Source organism: Paraburkholderia sp. J11-2, from assembly GCF_905220185.1.
In the GTDB taxonomy this organism is placed as follows: Bacteria; Pseudomonadota; Gammaproteobacteria; order Burkholderiales; family Burkholderiaceae; genus Paraburkholderia.
Genome location: NZ_CAJMYY010000028.1, coordinates 1 through 18,715, shown reverse-complemented (window position 1 = coordinate 18,715; position 18,715 = coordinate 1). Strand labels below are relative to the sequence as shown.

The 18,715-nt window shown below is 60.5% G+C and carries 16 protein-coding genes and 1 pseudogene; 9 read left to right on the top strand and 8 right to left on the bottom strand.

Annotated elements, in window-relative coordinates:
* Positions 1–16: 16 nt before the first annotated feature.
* The 3 genes from U5A57_RS31670 (at position 17) to U5A57_RS31660 (ending at position 2,885) form a co-directional block, all read left to right on the top strand.
* Complete coding sequence (locus U5A57_RS31670; protein ID WP_321915626.1) at positions 17–961, top strand: histone deacetylase family protein; 945 nt, start codon at positions 17–19, stop codon at positions 959–961.
* A 47-nt stretch (positions 962–1,008) separates the two neighbouring features.
* Positions 1,009–2,517: an acetyl-CoA hydrolase/transferase family protein gene (locus U5A57_RS31665; protein ID WP_321915625.1), complete on the top strand. Its 1,509-nt coding sequence runs from the start codon at positions 1,009–1,011 to the stop codon at positions 2,515–2,517.
* A 209-nt stretch (positions 2,518–2,726) separates the two neighbouring features.
* Entirely contained in the window at positions 2,727–2,885 is a 159-nt protein-coding gene (locus tag U5A57_RS31660) for a hypothetical protein (RefSeq protein WP_321915624.1), read from the top strand.
* A 566-nt stretch (positions 2,886–3,451) separates the two neighbouring features.
* On the opposite strand, the gene U5A57_RS31655 is transcribed toward U5A57_RS31660, so the two are convergent.
* Positions 3,452–4,015, bottom strand: coding sequence for a YSC84-related protein (locus tag U5A57_RS31655; protein WP_321915623.1), 564 nt, complete (start codon positions 4,013–4,015; stop codon positions 3,452–3,454).
* A gap of 619 nt (positions 4,016–4,634) precedes the next feature.
* On the opposite strand from U5A57_RS31655, the gene U5A57_RS31650 reads away from it, so the two are divergent.
* Positions 4,635–6,167 carry a diguanylate cyclase gene (locus U5A57_RS31650; RefSeq protein WP_415774295.1) on the top strand — a complete coding sequence of 511 codons (1,533 nt, stop codon included), beginning with the start codon at positions 4,635–4,637 and terminating at the stop codon, positions 6,165–6,167.
* Positions 6,168–6,208: 41 nt separating this feature from the next.
* Here U5A57_RS31650 and flhD read toward each other — a convergent pair whose 3' ends face one another.
* Both flhD and U5A57_RS31640 read right to left on the bottom strand, forming a co-directional pair.
* The gene (flhD, locus tag U5A57_RS31645) at positions 6,209–6,529 is read right to left on the bottom strand and encodes a flagellar transcriptional regulator FlhD (protein WP_321915622.1); all 321 of its coding nucleotides are present in this window, start codon (positions 6,527–6,529) and stop codon (positions 6,209–6,211) included.
* Positions 6,530–6,635: 106 nt separating this feature from the next.
* Positions 6,636–6,782, bottom strand: coding sequence for a hypothetical protein (locus U5A57_RS31640; RefSeq protein ID WP_321915621.1), 147 nt, complete (start codon positions 6,780–6,782; stop codon positions 6,636–6,638).
* Positions 6,783–7,551: 769 nt separating this feature from the next.
* Between U5A57_RS31640 and U5A57_RS31635 the strand changes: the two genes are divergently transcribed.
* A complete protein-coding gene (locus tag U5A57_RS31635; protein WP_321915620.1) occupies positions 7,552–9,255 on the top strand; it encodes an EAL domain-containing protein in 1,704 nt (567 codons plus the stop codon).
* Between the two features lie 141 nt (positions 9,256–9,396).
* Here U5A57_RS31635 and U5A57_RS31630 read toward each other — a convergent pair.
* Positions 9,397–9,588 (bottom strand): annotated as a pseudogene (locus U5A57_RS31630) (IS6 family transposase); the annotation flags it as partial.
* A 627-nt stretch (positions 9,589–10,215) separates the two neighbouring features.
* Between U5A57_RS31630 and U5A57_RS31625 the strand changes: the two are divergent.
* A complete protein-coding gene (locus tag U5A57_RS31625; protein WP_321915619.1) occupies positions 10,216–11,229 on the top strand; it encodes a LysR family transcriptional regulator in 1,014 nt (337 codons plus the stop codon).
* Between the two features lie 25 nt (positions 11,230–11,254).
* On the opposite strand, the gene U5A57_RS31620 is transcribed toward U5A57_RS31625, so the two are convergent.
* The 4 genes from U5A57_RS31620 to U5A57_RS31605 form a co-directional block, all read right to left on the bottom strand.
* Positions 11,255–12,430, bottom strand: a complete 1,176-nt coding sequence (locus tag U5A57_RS31620) for a porin (RefSeq protein WP_321915618.1) — start codon at positions 12,428–12,430, stop codon at positions 11,255–11,257.
* A 182-nt stretch (positions 12,431–12,612) separates the two neighbouring features.
* Entirely contained in the window at positions 12,613–12,963 is a 351-nt protein-coding gene (locus U5A57_RS31615) for a hypothetical protein (RefSeq protein WP_321915617.1), read from the bottom strand.
* A gap of 344 nt (positions 12,964–13,307) precedes the next feature.
* Positions 13,308–13,619 carry a DUF4148 domain-containing protein gene (locus U5A57_RS31610; protein ID WP_321915616.1) on the bottom strand — a complete coding sequence of 104 codons (312 nt, stop codon included), beginning with the start codon at positions 13,617–13,619 and terminating at the stop codon, positions 13,308–13,310.
* Positions 13,620–13,998: 379 nt separating this feature from the next.
* Positions 13,999–14,970, bottom strand: coding sequence for a LysR family transcriptional regulator (locus U5A57_RS31605; RefSeq protein WP_321915615.1), 972 nt, complete (start codon positions 14,968–14,970; stop codon positions 13,999–14,001).
* Positions 14,971–15,178: 208 nt separating this feature from the next.
* Here U5A57_RS31605 and U5A57_RS31600 point away from each other — a divergent pair, with 208 nt between their 5' ends.
* The 3 genes from U5A57_RS31600 (at position 15,179) to U5A57_RS31590 (ending at position 18,544) form a co-directional block, all read left to right on the top strand.
* On the top strand, positions 15,179–17,392 hold the full coding sequence (locus U5A57_RS31600; RefSeq protein WP_321915614.1) for an FUSC family protein: 2,214 nt from the start codon (positions 15,179–15,181) through the stop codon (positions 17,390–17,392).
* 129 nt (positions 17,393–17,521) lie between these two features.
* Complete coding sequence (locus U5A57_RS31595; RefSeq protein WP_321915613.1) at positions 17,522–17,743, top strand: hypothetical protein; 222 nt, start codon at positions 17,522–17,524, stop codon at positions 17,741–17,743.
* 366 nt (positions 17,744–18,109) lie between these two features.
* Positions 18,110–18,544 carry a hypothetical protein gene (locus U5A57_RS31590; protein ID WP_321915612.1) on the top strand — a complete coding sequence of 145 codons (435 nt, stop codon included), beginning with the start codon at positions 18,110–18,112 and terminating at the stop codon, positions 18,542–18,544.
* Positions 18,545–18,715 lie beyond the last annotated feature (171 nt).

Here is an 18,715-nt window from a genome sequence, read left to right as displayed (position 1 = left end):
ATTCGGAGCAGCCGACGTGTTTCCAGCCTATATTTCCCACCCCGATTGCGAGCGTCATGAGATGGGGTACATGCACCCGGAGTCGCCCGATCGTATTGGCGCCATCCATGACATGCTGCTCATGAAGGGGCTCCTCGACTACATGCGGACCTACGACGCGCCGCTTGCCACCGAGCAGCAGCTCGCCCAGGTACACTCCGTCGCGTACATCCGACACCTGGTGGGCATGACGCCGATTGAAGGGTATGTGCATGTCGATCCCGACACCAGCATGAATCCTTGTACCTATATCGCTGCGTTGCGCGCGGCAGGGGCTGCTGTGCTCGCAGCCGACCTTGTGATCGGCGGCGAGTGCGACTCGGCATTCTGCAACGTGCGGCCCCCAGGGCACCATGCTGCGATTGCTGCAGCTGGAGGGTTCTGCTTTTTCAACAATGTCGCGGTGGGGATTCGTCACGCACTGAACGTGCACGGTCTCTCCCGCGTGGCCCTCGTCGACTTCGACGTGCATCACGCGAACGGCAGCGAAGACATCTTTCATGACGACGATCGCGTCCTCATGTGCTCGATTTTCGGGGATCAGCTTTACCCGTATTCGGGACACCTTGCGCGGGGCAGAAACATGGTGAATGTGCCGCTGCCGCCACGTTCCGGCGGAGAGGCACTTCAGGCCGCGGTCATCGACAAGTGGCTCCCTGCGCTGAACGCCTTCAAGCCAGAGATGATTTTCATCTCGGCGGGCTTCGACGGGCATCGTGAAGACGACATGGGCAACCTCTGCCTGACTGAGCGCGACTATGCATGGGTTACGCAGCGCATCGTCGAAGTCGCCGGGCAACATGCGGCGGGACGTGTTGTTTCGTGTCTGGAGGGTGGCTACGCACTGTCGTCACTGGGGCGAAGCGCCGCCGCGCACGTGAAGGCACTGGCTGGCGTCGATGTTGCCCTTGAGTGCTCCTGAGTCCGGCTCGAGTGGGCGCCTCGCAGTTCAAACATGGGGGAACGCGTATGGAAACGCGAATTCAGCAAGCCTCGCTCATGTCGAGAATCATGCCCGCTGCTGCTGCGGCGAAATTGATTCAACCGGGTATGACGGTAGGCATGAGCGGGTTCACCGGATCAGGGTATCCGAAGGCCGTGCCGCTCGAGCTCGCGCGGCTGATCGAGGGCGCACATGCCCGGGGCGAACGGTTCGCCATTCGCGTGCTGACTGGCGCATCCACCGCGCCGGAACTCGACGGGGCGCTTGCCAAAGTGGGAGCGATCGATTTTCGGCTGCCTTACCAGAGCGACCCCGAACTGCGTGCGCGCATCAATCGCGGCGAAATCGAGTACATGGACATCCACCTCGGGCAGGTGGCGCAGTACGCCTGGTTCGGCTTTCTCGGCCCGATCGACATGGCGGTGATCGAGGTGGCCGGGATTCTGCCTGACGGACGCCTGATTCCTTCGACTTCGGTGGGCAACAACAAGACGTGGCTCGATCTGGCGAGCCAGGTGATCCTTGAGGTGAACTCGAATCAGCCCGCCGGACTCGACGGTATGCACGACATCTACTACGGCACCGCGCTGCCGCCGGGGCGTAAGCCGATTCCGCTCGTCGCGCCCGGCGACCGCATTGGCGAGCCATATTTACGCGTTGATCCCGCTAAAGTGGTGGCGGTCGTCGAGACACACGCGCCCGACCGACTCGGCCGCTTCGCAGCACCCGACGCAATCAGCGCGCGCATCGCCGGACATCTCGTCGAATTCTTCCGGCATGAGATCGCTCACGGACGGCTGAGGCCCGAACTCCTGCCGCTGCAATCGGGCGTGGGCAACATCGCCAATGCCGTACTCAGTGGTTTGCGCGACGGCGGCTTCGAAGGCCTCAGCGCATTCACTGAAGTGATCCAGGATGGCATGCTGGACCTGATCCGTACCGACACAATGCGCGTCGCCTCAGCCACAGCGCTCTCGCTGAGCCCGGAGGGCGTCGAGGAATTCCAGCGCAATATCGACCATTACCGCAGCCGTATCGTGCTGCGTCCCCAGGAAATCTCGAACCACGCCGAACTGGTGAGGCGCCTGGGTTGCATCGCCATCAACGGTATGGTGGAGGCCGACATATACGGCAACGTCAATTCCACTCACGTCGCGGGTACGTCGATCATCAACGGCATTGGCGGGTCGGGAGATTTTGCGCGTAACGGGTTCCTGTCGTGCTTCGTGACTCCAAGCATTGCGAAGAATGGCGCCATTTCGTGCATCGTCCCCATGGCGAGCCATGTTGACCACACCGAGCATGACGTGACCGTGATCGTGACCGAGCAGGGGCTCGCGGATCTGCGCGGACTCTCGCCCAAGCAGCGCGCACGGGCCATCATCGCCCAATGCGCTCATCCCGATTATCGTCCGTTGCTCGAAGACTACTTCGAGCGCGCCTGCCGCGAGAGCGTCGGCAAGCACACGCCGCATCTTCTTGGCGAAGCGTTGTCGTGGCACCGGCGCTTCGTGGAGAATGGACGCATGCGGTGAACAGCTCGGCGTTCGCTTGCTCCCGGACTTATATTCGCGTTGCTTTGGCTTCAATCACAATCGGTCCAAAACCCGCGACGAGTGTGGTGATGATTATTCAGGTAGCGCGGGGCATGGATGCGTGTGGGCCTGTTTCAGGTGGCCGGCAGGCGTCTTCGCCCGCAGCGAACGGCAGAGGAACACTCGTTGCCGTCTTCGGCTGCACGGATATGACCCCTCGTCAGCAGGGAACGATGAGCGGCTCGGCGATCGGGCCGGCCGGCGGCGCGGGCATTGCGGTGATCGCAGGTGGCGACGCGTGGACCGGCGCAATTATTGGCGGCGTCGCGGGCGGCGTGGCCGGCAACATACACGGTGGTCGTCAGTAAGCTTGCTGATCGGTTGAGAGGCAGTTTCCCTTTCGTGTAGGGCTCGGTACGGGCAGTCACGTGAATTCCAACACGCAACGGTAATGCACGGCGGATTGATCCGCGAACACTCCGCGTGCGAGACAACCGCATGAAATCCATGAATTGCCAGTTTGGCGGTTACCGGCCCATGTCCCGCGATTGGACGAGTGATAACGTGCGGGCAATTTTTGGACCGCGGGCGGAAAGCGGGTTATTCCGTCGCGCACTACGCGAATTCTGGTCGTATCGCTACATGGGAGGACAACATCAAGCCCATCATGTTTCCATTTCTCGATTGACACTACTGGCGAGGAAAGCGGAGGCTGGTCCCGTGCAGAAGACGGTTTACATGTAGTTGCTCACGGCGATAGTCGCAGGTCCGTTGTGCGCCGGGGTTTTAGGCCCGCCACAGACTTTCGGCAATGCAATGGTTCCGTTTGTCGGAGTCTATGCATGGCACGTGGCGGGCGGAGACGACTACCAGCGCGAGCGAGTGTAGTGGAATAGTGGCACTAACGTGATGTGCGATGAAGCCGTTGTCCAACTCATGGATTGAGCCTCGTAATCCGTTGGCCTTGTACGCCGAGCCCGGCCATCAACCCCTGCTGACCAAAGATAAATGCGTAGACATCCGCCTGCAGCGTTGTCGTGTTCATCGACCTGCCTGCACCCGCATCCACGACGACGACGGTCGGGCCTACGCCAACGGCCCAACCGCTACTATCGAAGGGTTGGCGCGCGGCGCTGTCGGTCATCAGGAACAACGCTTCCGAGAGCGTCTGCGCACCAGCCTGCAGGCCCCAGGAAACCCCGGTATTTCTGAAGTAGCCCAGAACTTTACCGTCGGAGTCGAAGAGTACTCCTCGTCCGCCTTGCGCGCCTACCCCGAGGCCCGCGCGAACGATATTTGGAAATACGAGTACAGTCTTTGCCCGATCATGAAGGTCCCTGGCTCTGGGCGCAGTGTCAAACAGTTGCTGCAGCGCTGCGCGCGCTTGAGCCTCCAGTTCTGGATCACCCGCTCCCGTTGAAAAAGCCTCCTGCGTTGAACAGGCTGCCGCGAGTAGTAAAAACGGGACCGCAAGGAATAGTCGCAGATACTTGCTCATGACACTTTCGCTCCATCCGGGATTCGACCTCGCGGTTTGAAACGAACTCCCGCGTCGGGCCTTGCCGGGTCATATCAATAGGGGTCTGTGCTTGCCATCAAGGCAATTGGGCCATGCTCTACGACATTCGTTGTTGCAATTGAACTATAGGCAAAGGCGGGAGACTTTCGAAAATACCTTGCAATGCGGCGCGGCCCGTCCGGCAACATCTCCGGCGCCGCCTTGCGGCCGATGCTGATCCCCCGGGCTGCTGATCGCCCAGATCTCGTTGGGCCAGTGATTCGGCGCGGACGCCCCATAAGCGCCAATATTGCCCGCGAGTTCAAGATGCAGCGTGGCGTGGTCGACCGATGCCGGCGCGCCTTTCGGGAATCCGATTGCAGGAGAAAGTATGTACCGCATCGTCGCACCTCTGGCCCGACTGGCAGGCCGGTTTGATCTGGATCAGTTCACCGCGACGGCTTAGTTCATAGGGTATAGCCATGCGCAGTGCATAACAAAGGGCGCAATCCGCCCACATGAGCAGAATCGGGGAAAGCAGGTGAAGCCGGAACAATATAAGCGGCCAAAGGCCGTGACGGAGTTGTGGGCGAGGTCAAGGTCGTCCAGTGCGGTCCGGATGCTCGCCCGGTTCTGTTCGACGGCTGCGAAATCTGTCCTCACACCGGCTGGATTGTTGTGTTGCAGCGTGATGCTCTGGTTGGGCACCGCGGGAATCGGGGTCGCGATGCTCCTGGAGGCGCGAGCAGATGCCTATGATCGTGCCGTCCAGAACGCAAGCAACCTCACTCTGGTGCTGGAGCGGGACGTACAACGCAGCATAGAACTTTATGATCTTTCCCTGCGGGCCGTTGCCGAGGGAGCCGCAGACCCGGGTTTGATGTCTCTCCCCGCGAAACTGCGCCACCGGGCACTGTTTGATCGCGCGGCGACTGCCCGCTACCTTGGGCCGATCACGCTCCTGGACTCAAACGGAGATCCGCTTGTCCGTTCCGATGACGCACCGATGAAGCCAAACGAACGGGCAGACCGGACGTCATTGCCGGACCACTCGAGCGTGACGGACTCTGGACTCTCTATCAGCCGCCCCTACGTTTCCGCCGCGGCGCGGAATACTCTGGTTATCGCGCTGGCTCGACGCGTCACGCGCCCAGATGGCACGTCGGCGGGTACGGTGGTGGGTCGGCTGGACGTCGACTATTTTCGTGGTCTCCTCGACGGACTGTCGATTGGACCGGGCGGTACGGTGGCGGTGTTCGAGACAGACGGCACGCTGATCGCCAGGCTTCCTTACGATCGTGCCACGGTGGGAAGAAGTCTTGCGAAGACGGCGGTGTTCGTGCGCATCATGACGGGGACACAGGGCGCGTTTGCTGGCACAGCCAGCATTGACGGAGTACGCAGGCTGTACGTCTACAGGCACCTGGCGGGATTGCCGATGGTTGTCGAAGTTGCGCCCGCCATGAGCGAGGTTTTTGCCGACTGGTGGTCACGAGCCAGGTGGTTTGCAATCCTGATGACTGTGTTCACCGCGGTCAAGGCGGCCGGGACCTGGGTGCTCGTCAGGCAATTGCGCCGACGCCAACGTATCGAAGCCGAACTGCGGCGGCTGGCGCAACGCGACGCTCTGACCGGATTGGACAACCGTGGCACGCTTGACAAGATCACAGCCACCGAGTGGCGCCGGGCCAGGCGCAAGGGCGGCCCGCTCTCGCTGCTCTTCGTCGACATCGACAACTTCAAGGCCTACAACGACTACTATGGGCATCAGGCTGGCGACGAAGCGCTGAAGGCGGTGGCAAGAAGCATATCGACCAGCATCACGAGGCCTTGTGACCACGTGGCGCGCTACGGAGGCGAAGAGTTTGTCGTGGTCCTGCCTGAAACCGGTACGGCCGGGGCGCTGTGCGTTGCGGAGAAAGTTCGCCGCGCAATCGAGCATCTGCAGGTCGAACATGTGAAAAGCCCGTTCGGGCATGTTACGGTGAGCATTGGCGTTTCGACTACTGGCGCGCCAGGTATTATCGACGTTTGCACGCTGGTGAAGGCTGCAGACGATGCGGTTTACGCAGCCAAGGGGCTGGGGCGGAACCGGGTATGTGCTGGCAGGCATCACGAAGCCCGACTACCTGTCAGATCGAGTCCCGGCTAATACACATGAATGACAGATGGCGCAATGTCAGTCGGGCCGTTTCACTCGGCGACCCGTTCGACGGGTTCGGTCGCACTAGTGGCGGCTGCGTCCCCCTCAGCAATATCAATGCGTTTGTCGCGTTCCGCCAAAGCGCCCAGTATCTGATGATCAGTAATATTAAATATACACAGAAGGTGATCATTTGCTGCAAGCTTGAGCGTTTGCTCGACGGTAAGCCCCGTCAGCAGATCGGCCACCTGTTCCGATATACCTCGCCGGAATATGCCGATGCGACGGTTCTCACGAAGCATGCGCTGCGCAAGCAAGATGTATGAAAGATTGACTTCCCCGATTGCCCGCAGCGTGCCGTAGTCGCTCATGATATGTACGCCATCGCCGGTTGCCTTTAGTGCCGCCAATCGACGCTCACTTGTGGTTGGTGCATTTCCCGTGCGCTCGCAAACGTTTGCCACGAGGTCGGGACGGTCAGCTACTACCGTGAACACTGGCGACGCCGGGTGTGATCAGACTCCCGGCAAGTTCAAACAGGAGATGCTGGCTCAGGGCGCCAGCGTCGTTTCTGGCGATGCAGAGCAATTCGACAAGGGTTTTCGCGATCGGGCTCATGCTCATGCTTGCCTCCGTCCGGCAGCGGGAGGGTGATACCGCTTGTTCTCCTGTCGTGGCGGAAGTATTGGTCAGTTAGATGCCAATTAGAATCAGCTTCGGCGGATCTTTGCGTAGGTATTAGGCATCGCTTTGTCACTCATTTCCTACATCGCTTGCCTCTTAGTGGAAAAGCAACACGTATCCCTTTGACTGGCCTTTCCGTCAGTGCACTCAGTCGTAACGGCTGCTCAGCCGCTCTCCCGGACCGCTGCCACTGGGTCACGGACAGGAATCGTGACCGGACAGGCAGCAACCGACGCCTGGCGATACCGAATGGCGACGGCGCTGGGAATGCGTTGCTGCTTGCGGGGCACCTACAAGCAGCCATTTCGGGTTTTCGCATCATGGAGGCATCGGCGCAGCACGTCACTCTTCTGGCGGAAGCTGCCGTGAGGGCCGCGAGCGAAGCATGTCTGATGTTCAGCTAAGCAGTACCGTTGAAATTCCCGATGTGCGCACGTGCGTGGTTTCGACACGCGCACGAGCTGGGAAATTCCAGCATCAGCTGTTTGATCCGGCTCGCCCGGGATCGCGAGAGTTTTATCGTTTTCTGCACGTAGTTCGCTCATGTGCTGTCCGTTACGCCGCTTGTTTCATGTTCAAGTTCTCCTGCCGCGCGTCACGGTCCCGGACCTGGCATTTGCAACCAGTCTGGCGGAAAGCACCTGTGTCCGGCTTGATATCGATCAAGCACCGGTAAGTGTAACGCCCTTCCTGTCGTGAAGCGCTGTCCGTGTTGTTGCGCCGGCTTAACCGGGATCTTGCGTGTCAACTGGAAGCATACGAGAACTTGCAGGACGCGCGTCAACGCGCCGTACTCCAGGTGACTCGACTCGCCTGGGCGGCCCAGTGCTATGCCGAACTGATCCGGCAACTCGTCGTGATTGTAGGATCGCTAGAGGAGGTATCGGGATGTGCCATCGGCCGTCCGGATCATCTGGGCATACTCAGGTTTGAGGCTGTGTCGGGTAAGCGAATGGTTCGCTATCTCACAGCAGCTGAGCAATCAAGTCACCCGATCTCGATTCGTTCCGAAGAAGAGAGGGGGCAAGGTCCGGCAGGGCGTGCATGGCGGAGCGGCAGGCCTGAGCGCGTTCTGAATTTTCAGACTGATCCTTGTGCCGTCATATGGCGCGAGGCAGCGCGTCGCGAGGGGTTTCGTTCCAGTGTCGCCATACCGATTCGTGATCCGGCTCATCACCCGCTGGCGATACTGTCCCTGTATAGCTCCTCGCCCGGCGGATATAGCGGCGCCGGTCAGTGTCTTTTCGTTGATCTGCTTCAAACCGTACTGGGCTTTGCAATTGCGCGCATTCAGGCGGCGGAGGGGGCCGCGCGCACGGTTCCGTTTGGCATCCGGCAAAGATGGATCGAACTGATAAGTTCGGACGCGCTTGAGATGTACTATCAGCCGATCATGGATCTGGCATGCGGATCGATTAAAAAGGTCGAAGTATTGGCACGTTTGCGCGACGGAGAGCAACTCATCACGCCTGGCGAATTTTTGGGAGTCCTCTCTGCCGAAGACTATTTCATGCTCTATGTGCGGGGACTTAAGCAAGCACTTGGCCAGCGAAATCTCTGGTTAAAGGCGGGTATTGACATGGGATTGTCTGTCAACCTCCCGACGGAGGCCCTGCAGGACAACCGTTATTTTCAGGCGACACGGGAGGCGCTGGATGAGTTCTCGTGTGCCGCCCGGTATCTGACGCTTGAAGTTCTGGAGACGGAACGTGTACCAACCGGCCTGGAAACCCGTGACGAGTTTGGCAAGTTCAAGGCAATGGGTATTCTGCTGGCGGAGGATGATCTCGGCTCGGGACACAGCAGTCTCGCAAGGCTCAATGAGCTCCCGTTTGACCTCGTCAAGATCGATCGTGCGATCGTTGGGGTTGTGAACCGCGCTGCACTGGATCCGCTGCGCTTCGTCTATCAGTTGACCCGCCTTGGCCATTCTTTGGGAATGTCGGTTGTCGCAGAAGGTATTGAAGATGCTGACCTTATGCCTGCGCTGCATATTCTCGGTGTCGATGCGGTACAGGGATATGCACTTTCACGCCCCATGCCCGCAGGGGAGTTCACTGCGTGGATGCGCGCCTGGAACGGCGCCTCGAGATCCGACTGCATGTCAAACATTTACGTGCAGCATGCGAAACTGATTCTCTGGGAGGAGAGGCTCGCACTGCTGATGCACGATCCGTGGAGTTTGCGGTGGCTGAAGGGCGTGGAAGCTAGCTGGGAGCGAACGTCCATGCCAACCGGTGAGCGCGCACATTTCCTGCTAGCCGCGGAGCCGCCGGGTAGCCCAGGATCGGCTGGCGACCAACCTTTTAATGCTCAATGGCAACGCGACCTGGCACGTATCGCGCTCAGGTTCGGTATGCAAGGTCCAGACTACCGATCGGCTCGTGATCGAATTGCCTCGGAGTTGGGCTAGCTTCTCGTTGTGTAATGCGTCTGGCGGTCGGGATGGTAGCCTCCTGGCGGTTCTGTGCCACGCAGGCAGTGTAGCGTATCAGTTAGGGTGCGAACGGTGACTGCTCCCACCTGCGCGTGGAGTTCGACTCAAGCGGGGACACCGGTGCGTCGAGTGGGCAACGTTGACGCTGCGCTCGGCCCATCATCTCTTCGAGATTGCGCAGACTCAACGCATAAGCCATATCACTTCAGGCATACAGAAAATCACATTAGGCCGATAGTGAAGGCGCTTGAACAACTTGCCGATCCCGGCCGGCAACGGCGTCTTCGACTTCGGCATTCTGGTCTTCATGGAGTTGAAGAGGCGAATTCGGCCGCAGCGCCTTACCGCGACACTGCCTCGTAAAGGGATGGCATGAAAAAAACGAATGGATTTAATGATATTAAATCGCGTTATACATCGAACAATCTTCTTTAAACTTGATGACATCCGGAGTTGGAGAGGCGTCATTCCTCGTACGGAGGGCAGGTAGACAGTTTCATATCAAAGGAGAAAGAGGTGCTCGAGGAGCGGATTCGCCTGACGCAGCTTCGCGACAGGATTGCGACCTCGGATCAGGCCACATCGCTGATTCGTGACGAGATGAGAGAATATGATGCCCCCGGTGCCTCCAAGGCGTCCGCTCTCGTGCTCGACGAGCTCATCCCAAAGTACTCTTTAAGGATTGCCACCAATAACGTGCACGCCGGTGGGCCACGAAATAGACGCGGTGCTTGCCGAAGGGGGCGTCATCGAGCATCGCATGCCGTTCCAGTCGGACCGAATCCTGCGCAATCAAATCAACGCAGGCGAGGCGATGTTCATCGACCCCCATCTTTCCAGAATGGCTGGGCAACGGCCACGATTAGACCGCGCACCTAGCTCCGCAACCGGATCCCAAACCAGCTTGTCCCGTCTCATCTTGCCTGATCTTGCCCGATGGATACGCTACAAAACATGCGGGCCTTCGTCCGCATCGTCGAGGCCGGCAGTTTCACCGCCGCGGCCCACTCGCTCGATTCAACCACCGGCGCCATGTCGCGCGCTCTCTCGGAACTGGAGGCGCATCTGCGCACCCGCCTGCTCAACCGCTCGACTCGCCGCCACGCGCTCACGCCCGCCGGCGAAGTCTACCTGAAACGCTGCAAGCAGATTCTCGCCGACGTCGCCAGTGCGGAAGAAGAAGCCAGCGGCGCTCATGCGCGTCCTGCGGGTACGTTGCGTATGCACAGTTTCGCGAGCATCGGGCAACAGTATGTGCTACCGGCGATTTCGCAGTATCGGGCATTGCATCCCGAGGTGACAGTCGAACTCACCCTGTCGCAGCGCATGGTCGACCTGTTCGAGGGCAGCAGCGATGTATCGCTGGTGACCGCCGTTTCCCTGCCGGACTCCGATCTCGTTTCGCATCGACTGGGCGTGTCGTGCAGCATCCTGTGTGCCTCGCCAGATTACGTGCGGACACACGGCACGCCGCGGAGTCCCGCCGACCTCGTGCATCACGACTGCCTGATCCTCAAGACGCCGACGTCGCCCGTGCATGAATGGACGCTCGAAGGACCGGAGGGCAGCGTCGAAATGCACGTGGACGGACCGGTGCAGGTGAATATCGCGGAGTCGCTCGCGGTGGCGATTCGCGAGCACATAGGTATCGGCATGCTACCCGTTTATGCGGCGATCGAGGGCTTGCGCAACGGCACGTTGGTGCGCGTGCTGCCGCAATTCATCCTGCAAAAGGTCGACGTGTATGCGCTGTATCCATCGCGCAAGTTCGTCGATGCGAAGACGAAGACATGGGTGGAGTTCCTGCGCGCCTATCTGCCGCAGGTAATCGATCGCGACATGGCGCTGCTGGAAGAACTGGCGCGGGGGCAACTCGTGGATACGCCAGTGAACATGGCGGCAATCGCGATGCGTGACGCGCCATATGTCGCGACGAGAGACGCGCGTTGAATGATCGTGCGGGTGATCCGCGATGCTAGAAGCGATGCCTCAGGCCCACTGCCGCGACGAGCTGGTTCGCGCCTGACGCACGGGAGAAGTTCGAGATCTGCGCGCCTTGAATGCCGGTGCCTCCTAGCTGGTTCGCGCGCTGATAGATCGTCTCGGCATAGACGTCGGTGCGCGGCGTGAGAAAATACGTGGACACGATGCCCGCCTGGTGCCACTTCGGATAACGCACGCCGGTAGGCATCGCGAAGCGGCCGAGCGTGAACGTGTAGCCCGCCGATAGGTTCCAGTTCGTCGTTACGTAGTAACGGAGGTTGACTTCAACGTTGTCGAAGCGTACGTCGTCGCCCGGCAGGCTGATCGCGGTGTCGGCTACGTTGTTGATCGAGGTGGCGTTGTCGAGACGCGTTTCGCTGACGATCAGACCCGCCGCGCCTGGACCGAAATGGTACAGGCCACCTGCCGCCCACGTGCGCTGCCGCTCGGCATTGAAGGGCGCGCCGGTGGGGACGGCGCCATCCGTGTTGGCCGTGGACAGGTTCGAGGCGCGGTCGAGCTGGAGGTAGCCTGCGCCAGAGTCGAGGTTGCCGTACTGGTACGAGAAGCCGAAGCTGTATGCGCGGTTGTTCGCGAAGCCGCCCGCTGCATTCGAGAATCCATACAGGGCCCCCAGTTTCAGGTTTCCCAGCACGGGCGTGACGTATTTGACCGAATTGTTGATGCGCGTGTAGTTGTCGAGATTGTCGTTGTCGTAGACGTGCGCGAAGCCCGCGCCGCCATAAGACGTTCCGCCGAGCGCGAACGGTTCGACGAACTGAACGACTTCGTCGAACTGACGCCCCATCGTGAGCGTGCCCGCGCGCTGCGACGAGAGCCCCATCCATGCCTGGAAGCCGAACAGGCGCCCTTGTTGCGCTGCGTTGCCATTCATCACGGAGAATCCGTTGGTGAGCGTGAAGATCGCACTAAGATCGCTGCTGAGCGGCTCGGTGCCAGACAAGGCCCAACGGCTGATGTTGATGTCGCCGTTCTTCGCCTGCCAGGCGCTTTGATGCCCGTTCGTGTTGCCCGCGTCGCTCACATACGCGATGCCGGCGTCGATAGACCCGGACAGGCGTAGGGACTGAGCGTCGCTGGTGGAACTGGCGAGTGCGATCGCGACATTCACCATGCCAATTTCGAGTTTTATTTTCTGACTAGGCATATGTTTTTCCTTTTTATAAGTAATGCGTAATAAGTCTTCGAGTCCATCGTGTTGACGGAACTTCTGATTATGTGAGTATAAATTTTGTAATGCTATGCGTTTTAGCATCGGTATATTTGATTGAGAACGGCGACGAAGAAATCACGGCTTCTGCAAGAGAGTGTTCCAGATAGCTCAACGATTCAGCTGACAGGCGGCTGAAAGCCGTGCGAGGGGTATCGATCGATTTGCGATTTGGAAATCGCCATATCTTGCTTGACGGTTACCGGAGCGGCGTCAAGAAGACCGGCAACAGCTATGTCCGGCGGGTATTCATCGAAGCAGCGTGGACCTATCGTTATGCTGGACGAAAGACAGCGATGCAGCAGCGGTGCGCAGAGCGTACAGCCCTTGAAGTCCGGGAGATCGTCAAGTGCGCGAAAAAGCGTCTGTGTCAGTGCTTTCGAAACTTGATAGCTCGTGGAAATCTGGAGAACCAGGTCTGTACTGCCATTGCGCGCGAGCTCATCGGCTTTATCTGGGCTATCAGTCAACAAGACGCACCGCTCAGCCGAGCTTGGTCGGAGGCCGGGGGACGAGCACGCAACAGGGTGTTTGGGTCAGGACAAGGGAGAGGTGGGAGAAGCCTCGCGCTTACACTAGGAGGCAACCGGAAACTGCATGGAAGTGCGTGACAAGCGCCGCCCGCTAAGGCCCGTTCGCCTCGATCGGGTCACGCCGTGGGGGACAAACGGCACGGCTGCGAAAAAGACCCAGACCGTGGCGGTCTGGGCAAGGTTGGAGCGCGGGGCGCGCGCTCCAACCGGAGGGTCCGCCAGGAACCGGCGCTTCACGCGCGCTCAACCCGGCTTGCCTGCGACTCGCAGGCCGCAGGGGATTACTGGCCGAAGTAGACCGGCTTCATGCCGTCATCCGACGGGCGCACGACGGCGGGTGGACCCGATGCCGACGAACCCGCGGGAGCACCGCCCACCGCGCTGTTCCGCGCAGCGACCTTGGCTTCGGCAGCCTCGATGGCCTCCGGATAGTGCGCGTTGTCACCGTCGCCGGGGCGATAGCCTGCGTTTTCGAGCTGGATGAGTTCTGCGCGCACTTGTGCGCGGGTCAGCGGCGCGTTCGACTGGGCGAACGAAGCAACCGGGACGATAAGGGCAGCGGCAACGAAAATAGCCCGAACAAGCGACTTCATGATGACGACCTCCAGTTTGGTAGGTATTGGGTGCGGCATTTGCTGCAACCCATGACAAGAAGTGTAGAAGTCGTATGACTTGCGGTTAACCCCTGATTACCAAAGGCACTTTTCCGGCAGACGGAAGGATCGGCAGGGCCCATCTTCCGCGTGCTCGTGCGAAAACATCGCAAGGCCACGCCGATCACCACGGAACGGTTCGCCAGAGATAGTCGACGTCATGCCGCCGGCGCGACTTTCGTGAGCGTCGATCACCGTGCTGTGGCACCCGCGTTGGGGAGTGAACCCCGCGCGTCGTTGGCCCAGACAACTGGGCTTCGATTTGCCGCTGGAAGTTTCCGCGCTGACTGGATCGCATTACGAATCGAAAGGGAAGCGGCTAGATCGCTGCTATCGCAGAGGCGGCACCGGCGAGTTGTTGCTGCGTGAGTTGTTCGAGCAACGCCATGTCCCGGGCGATGACTTGTGAAAGATGCACGCGCAGGAATTCCACCCACGTCCTCGTTTTTGCATCCACGAACTTGCGCGACGGATAGAGCGCATGAATGCTGTTCTTCTGGAGTACGTGCCGCGGCAGCACGCGCACGAGCGTGCCGTCGCGCAGGCCTTCTATCGCCGTATAGACTGGCAGCATACCGATGCCCAGGCCCTCGCGTATCGCCACCGCGAGAGACTCGGCAATGTTGACCTGAACCGGACCGCTCACATGCATTTTGGCGCTGCCTTCGAGGCCTTCAAGCGTCCATTCGTGGGCGGGCGTGCCTGGCGTCCTGAGTATCAGGCAATCGTGACGCGCGAGATCCGCCGGTGTGCGAGGCGTGCCGTGCTTTCGTACATATTCCGGCGACGTGCAAAGGATGCTGCACGAGCTGCCCAGTTGATGGGAGATGAGATCGGAATTCGGCAGCGACGCTGCGGTGATGACCGATACGTCGCTGCTGCCCTCGAACAGATCCGGCAGCGACTGCGAAAGGGTGAGTTCGACTGTTACTTCGGGGTGCATCATGCGATAGCGCGAGATGGCGGGCAGGATGTACTGCTGGCCGATGCTCGCAAAGCTGTGCATGCGCAGCGCGCCCGCGGGGCGTTCGTGTGCGCCGCCGGCTTCTTCTTCCGCGCGTGCGACGTCGGCAAGTATCTGCTTGCAGCGTCTTAGATAAACCTCGCCGGCCGGCGTGAGCGCGAGCCGGCGCGTCGAGCGGTTGAGCAGACGGGTGCGAATACGGGCTTCCAGTTCCGAGACCGCGCGTGACACCGCACTCGTGGGTGAATTGAGCGACTGGGCCGCAGCCGTGAAACTGCCGGCTTCGACGACGCGGACCAGTACTCGCATGTTTTGTAGAGTATCCATCAGACCTGCCAGACTTCCTTGTGAATATTTTTTGTTCGCTGTAAAAGCGATATTGTCGCTGGTTGCGATTCGCCATTGTTGAGCGATCTGGAACGGAGGTTCTTTTTGTCTTCCATTAATTCGGCCGATTGAGCCTCATACAATCGGCGCCCGAACCCGCCGTGCGCAGCGGCTCTCTTCGTAACATATCGGGTGTCGTGCTTTCTCCATGAATCGCGTGCGAGCAGTAAATCGAGCGATAAATCTGCGTCATCGCGCCCGAGTTATCTCACGCGCATTGCGGCTCGGCCTGCGCGATTGGCAGGCCAGTCATGGCGCGATCTGGCTTCACCTGCTCAAGACGGTCACGGCCGCTTTGCTCGCAACGGGCATTGCGATGCTGTTCGACATGCCGCAGCCGCGTATCGCGATGACGACGGTATTCGTGCTGATGCAGCCGTTGTCCGGCATGGTCTTCGCAAAGAGCGTATATCGCATCGTGGGCACCGCTGTGGGTATGATTGCGGCGGTGGTGCTGGGCGCGGTGTTTATTCAGCAGCCCGAGCTATACATCATGGGTATCACGGCATGGGTCGCCGCCTGCACGGCGGCGGCCATGCGCAATCGGCATTTTCGCTGGTATGCGTTCGTGCTGGCGGGCTATACTGCCGCGTTGATCGGCATTCCGCTCGTGATGCAGCCCAACGGTCTCTTTCTCGCCGCACTCGGGCGCGGGGCCGAAGTGGCCGTGGGGATTCTGTGCTCTGGCGTGGTTAGCGCCGTCATCTTGCCCCGGCAAACGGTCTCGCTGCTGGAGAGCACACTGCGCACACGGTATCTGGACTTCACCTCGTTCGCGGCGCTCGTTTTGTCGAGCGGGCTCGAAAGAGGCGCGTTCGAAGGGCGATTCGCGAAACTCGTCGATGAGATCGTGGGTTTCGAGGCCACGCGTGCATTCTCGTTTTTCGAAGACCCGATCATGCGCGCGCGCAGCCAGTTGCTGGCGCGGTTGAACGGGGAGTTCATGGACGTGTGCGCGCGTTTGCACGCGCTGCGACAACTGAAAAAGCGCCTGCGCTGGAGCGAGGAAGCCATCGCGCCGCTCGCGCCGTATTTCAGCGAGCTTGCCGCGCTGCTCGCGCAGCGACCGCGCCAGGGCGAAGATGATCACGCGTACGCGCTGCGCATCGCGCAAGGGCTGGAGACGTTCATGCGGACGCTGCCGTGCCACGTGCGCGAGACGCGCCGGCCGCTAGAAGCTGCCTTGCCCGACGTGTTGCAGGAATTCGATACGTCGGCCGAGCTGATCTATCGCTTCGCGGCCGAGATCGTCCGTTACAGCCGCACCTGGGCGTCGCTCAAGCACGCGGGCCTGCCCACCGAGCGCCGCATCACCCGATATGTGCCGCGCACGAGCTGGCACGTGGTGGCGTTCACCTTCATGCGCACGGCCGTGGTGGTCGCCACGCTCGGCTGGTTCTGGGTGGAGACGGATTGGCCCAGCGGTGGCCTTGCGATGATCGCGGCCGCTCTGACATGCGCACTGACTTCGTCCGCGCCGCGCGCCACGCGCATGGCCTTCCAGATGGCCGCAGGCGCGGGTTGCGCAGCCGTGTTGGGCTATCTGCTCATGTGCTACGTGTATCCGAACGTCGACGTTTTTCCGCTGCTTTGCGCCGTGCTCGCACCGTTATTCGCTCTGGGTGCATTCCTCGCGACGCGCGCGCGCATCGGAGGCTTCGGTGTGGGCTTCTCCGTGTTCCTGTGCTTGCTCGCAGGCCCCGACAACGTCATTGTCTATACGCCGGATCTGCTGATCAACAACGGCATCGCGGTCGTCGCGGCGATGGTCGTGGCCGCGCTCGCATTCGCGGTGGTGTTTCCGCCTCACATGACCTGGCTTGTCGAGCGCATGCGCGCGGCGTTGCGCGCTCAGGTCATGCTTGCGTGCCACGGCGAACTGGATGGCCTCAATCAGGCGTTTCAGTCGGGCACGCACGATCTGATGCACCAGTTGCGGCTTCTCCTCAACGGGCGCGCGCAGGCGCATCGGCGCGCACTGCGTTGGATGCTGATCACGCTGGAAGTGGGCCACGCCGTCATCGACCTACGCCACGAGGCGCAAACCGCCGCGTGGATGGATGCAACGGACAGCCGATGGGGCACGTGCCTCGAGCAGGTCAAATGCGATATCGCGCAGCTTTTCGAACATCCCGGCGCCGAGCAACTCGAACGCGCGCTGATTGCGGTGCGCGCGGTCACTTGGATCGCTCAGCAGGCGCTTCCCGGCGTTCGCCACGACCGCGAGCGCCGCCACGACGTGCAGCGGCTCCTTAGCCATCTGCATTTCATCCGCAGCGCGCTCATCGACCATGACACTCCGCTCGGCGCGATTGCGCGCCAGGCCGCGTTTCACCGAACGCGGCGCGGGCGGACCGCTTGAAGACGAGGGCCCGTCGATCTTGCTGTGGTCTGCAAAGATGCGATCCACGCCGCGTCCTTAATCATTTCGACTCCAGATCATATAGTCGCATCACTGCTTACACAGTACGTGATAGCACTGGAGATAAAGATGAAGTCCGTGAAGATCGCTGTTGCTGCCTGTTCGCTGTTTGCCGTCGCCGGTGCTTATGCGCAGAGCGAGGCACCGGCAGCGGGTGTCCCCGAACATGTCGCGCAATCCGCCGCACCACAGGCAGCGCAAACCCCTGCCGGTAGCGAGAGCGCAAAACCTGCAAAGAAGGACGAATGCGTCGGACCAGTCAGCTTCTGCAATATCTATTTCGGTAGCTGAGATCGAGCGCAGCGCGCGCAGAGAAGACGCTTCTCCCTGGCCACGGCGTCGGCAGCCTTGCGAGGCAAGTGCGAAAAGTTTTGCTGGAAGCGGGATGGCGTACCGTGGGGCGGAACCAGGATTCGTTGACCCCCAACGCGCTGGGATTACTGCGTGAGTGCCCGTGTTGCCTACCCAACCCGCAGAGCCTGCGGCTCACATGGAGGAGCGTGGCAGGCACTTATTCCCTTTCGGCGTTGCCGGCTTGATCCGGTGTTTTGAGAGATCGCACCCTACGCCGCGAGCAATTTGCTCCGCCCGTTCAGTGAGCCATCAGGACACTCATTCATGGGGCGCCCCACATTCAGGAAAACAGGTTGCAAACGCGTGACCCGCAACAAGCTCTTGCCGCTGGCTGCCTCAATGGTTCGCACGACCTCGTTGCAAAACCATCTGGCGCTCGAGGCGCTGCGCAGCCGCTACGGCGCGAGCCTTCATGTCACGCTGCTCTTTCGCACCCTCTATCTGACCTACCTTCTGCATGACACCATCGAGCAGGGCTGCGAGCCGGACGTGTTCCAGAACGCAGAATCCGCGTTGTATCGATGCAGCCTGCGTGCCGGCGAGGACGGTTCATGGCAGCTTGCCGCAGCCGATATCGACGCGCTAAAGATCGTACTGACCGTGCACGATTGGCAGCTTCAGTTGGTTCCAGCACATGTGTACGAGTCTGCATGTGCGTACCTGCGTGACTACTTGATAAGCGGTGAGCAGACTGTCATCCCCGCGTCATCGAGTGATGCGATGGGCCGCAATGCCTAACTTGCGTATTGAGAGCATCAGCGTGCCGAAAAATTATTTCGGCACGCTGATGTTTTGATCGTTGTCGCAGAACGCCGATCGTCCGCCTGGCCGTTGTTGCGACAGGAGTCGCGGTGAGGCGGTCGTCACGGTCTCGCGCGCCAGCGAAGGCGCGCGCGGCGATGGGGGTCA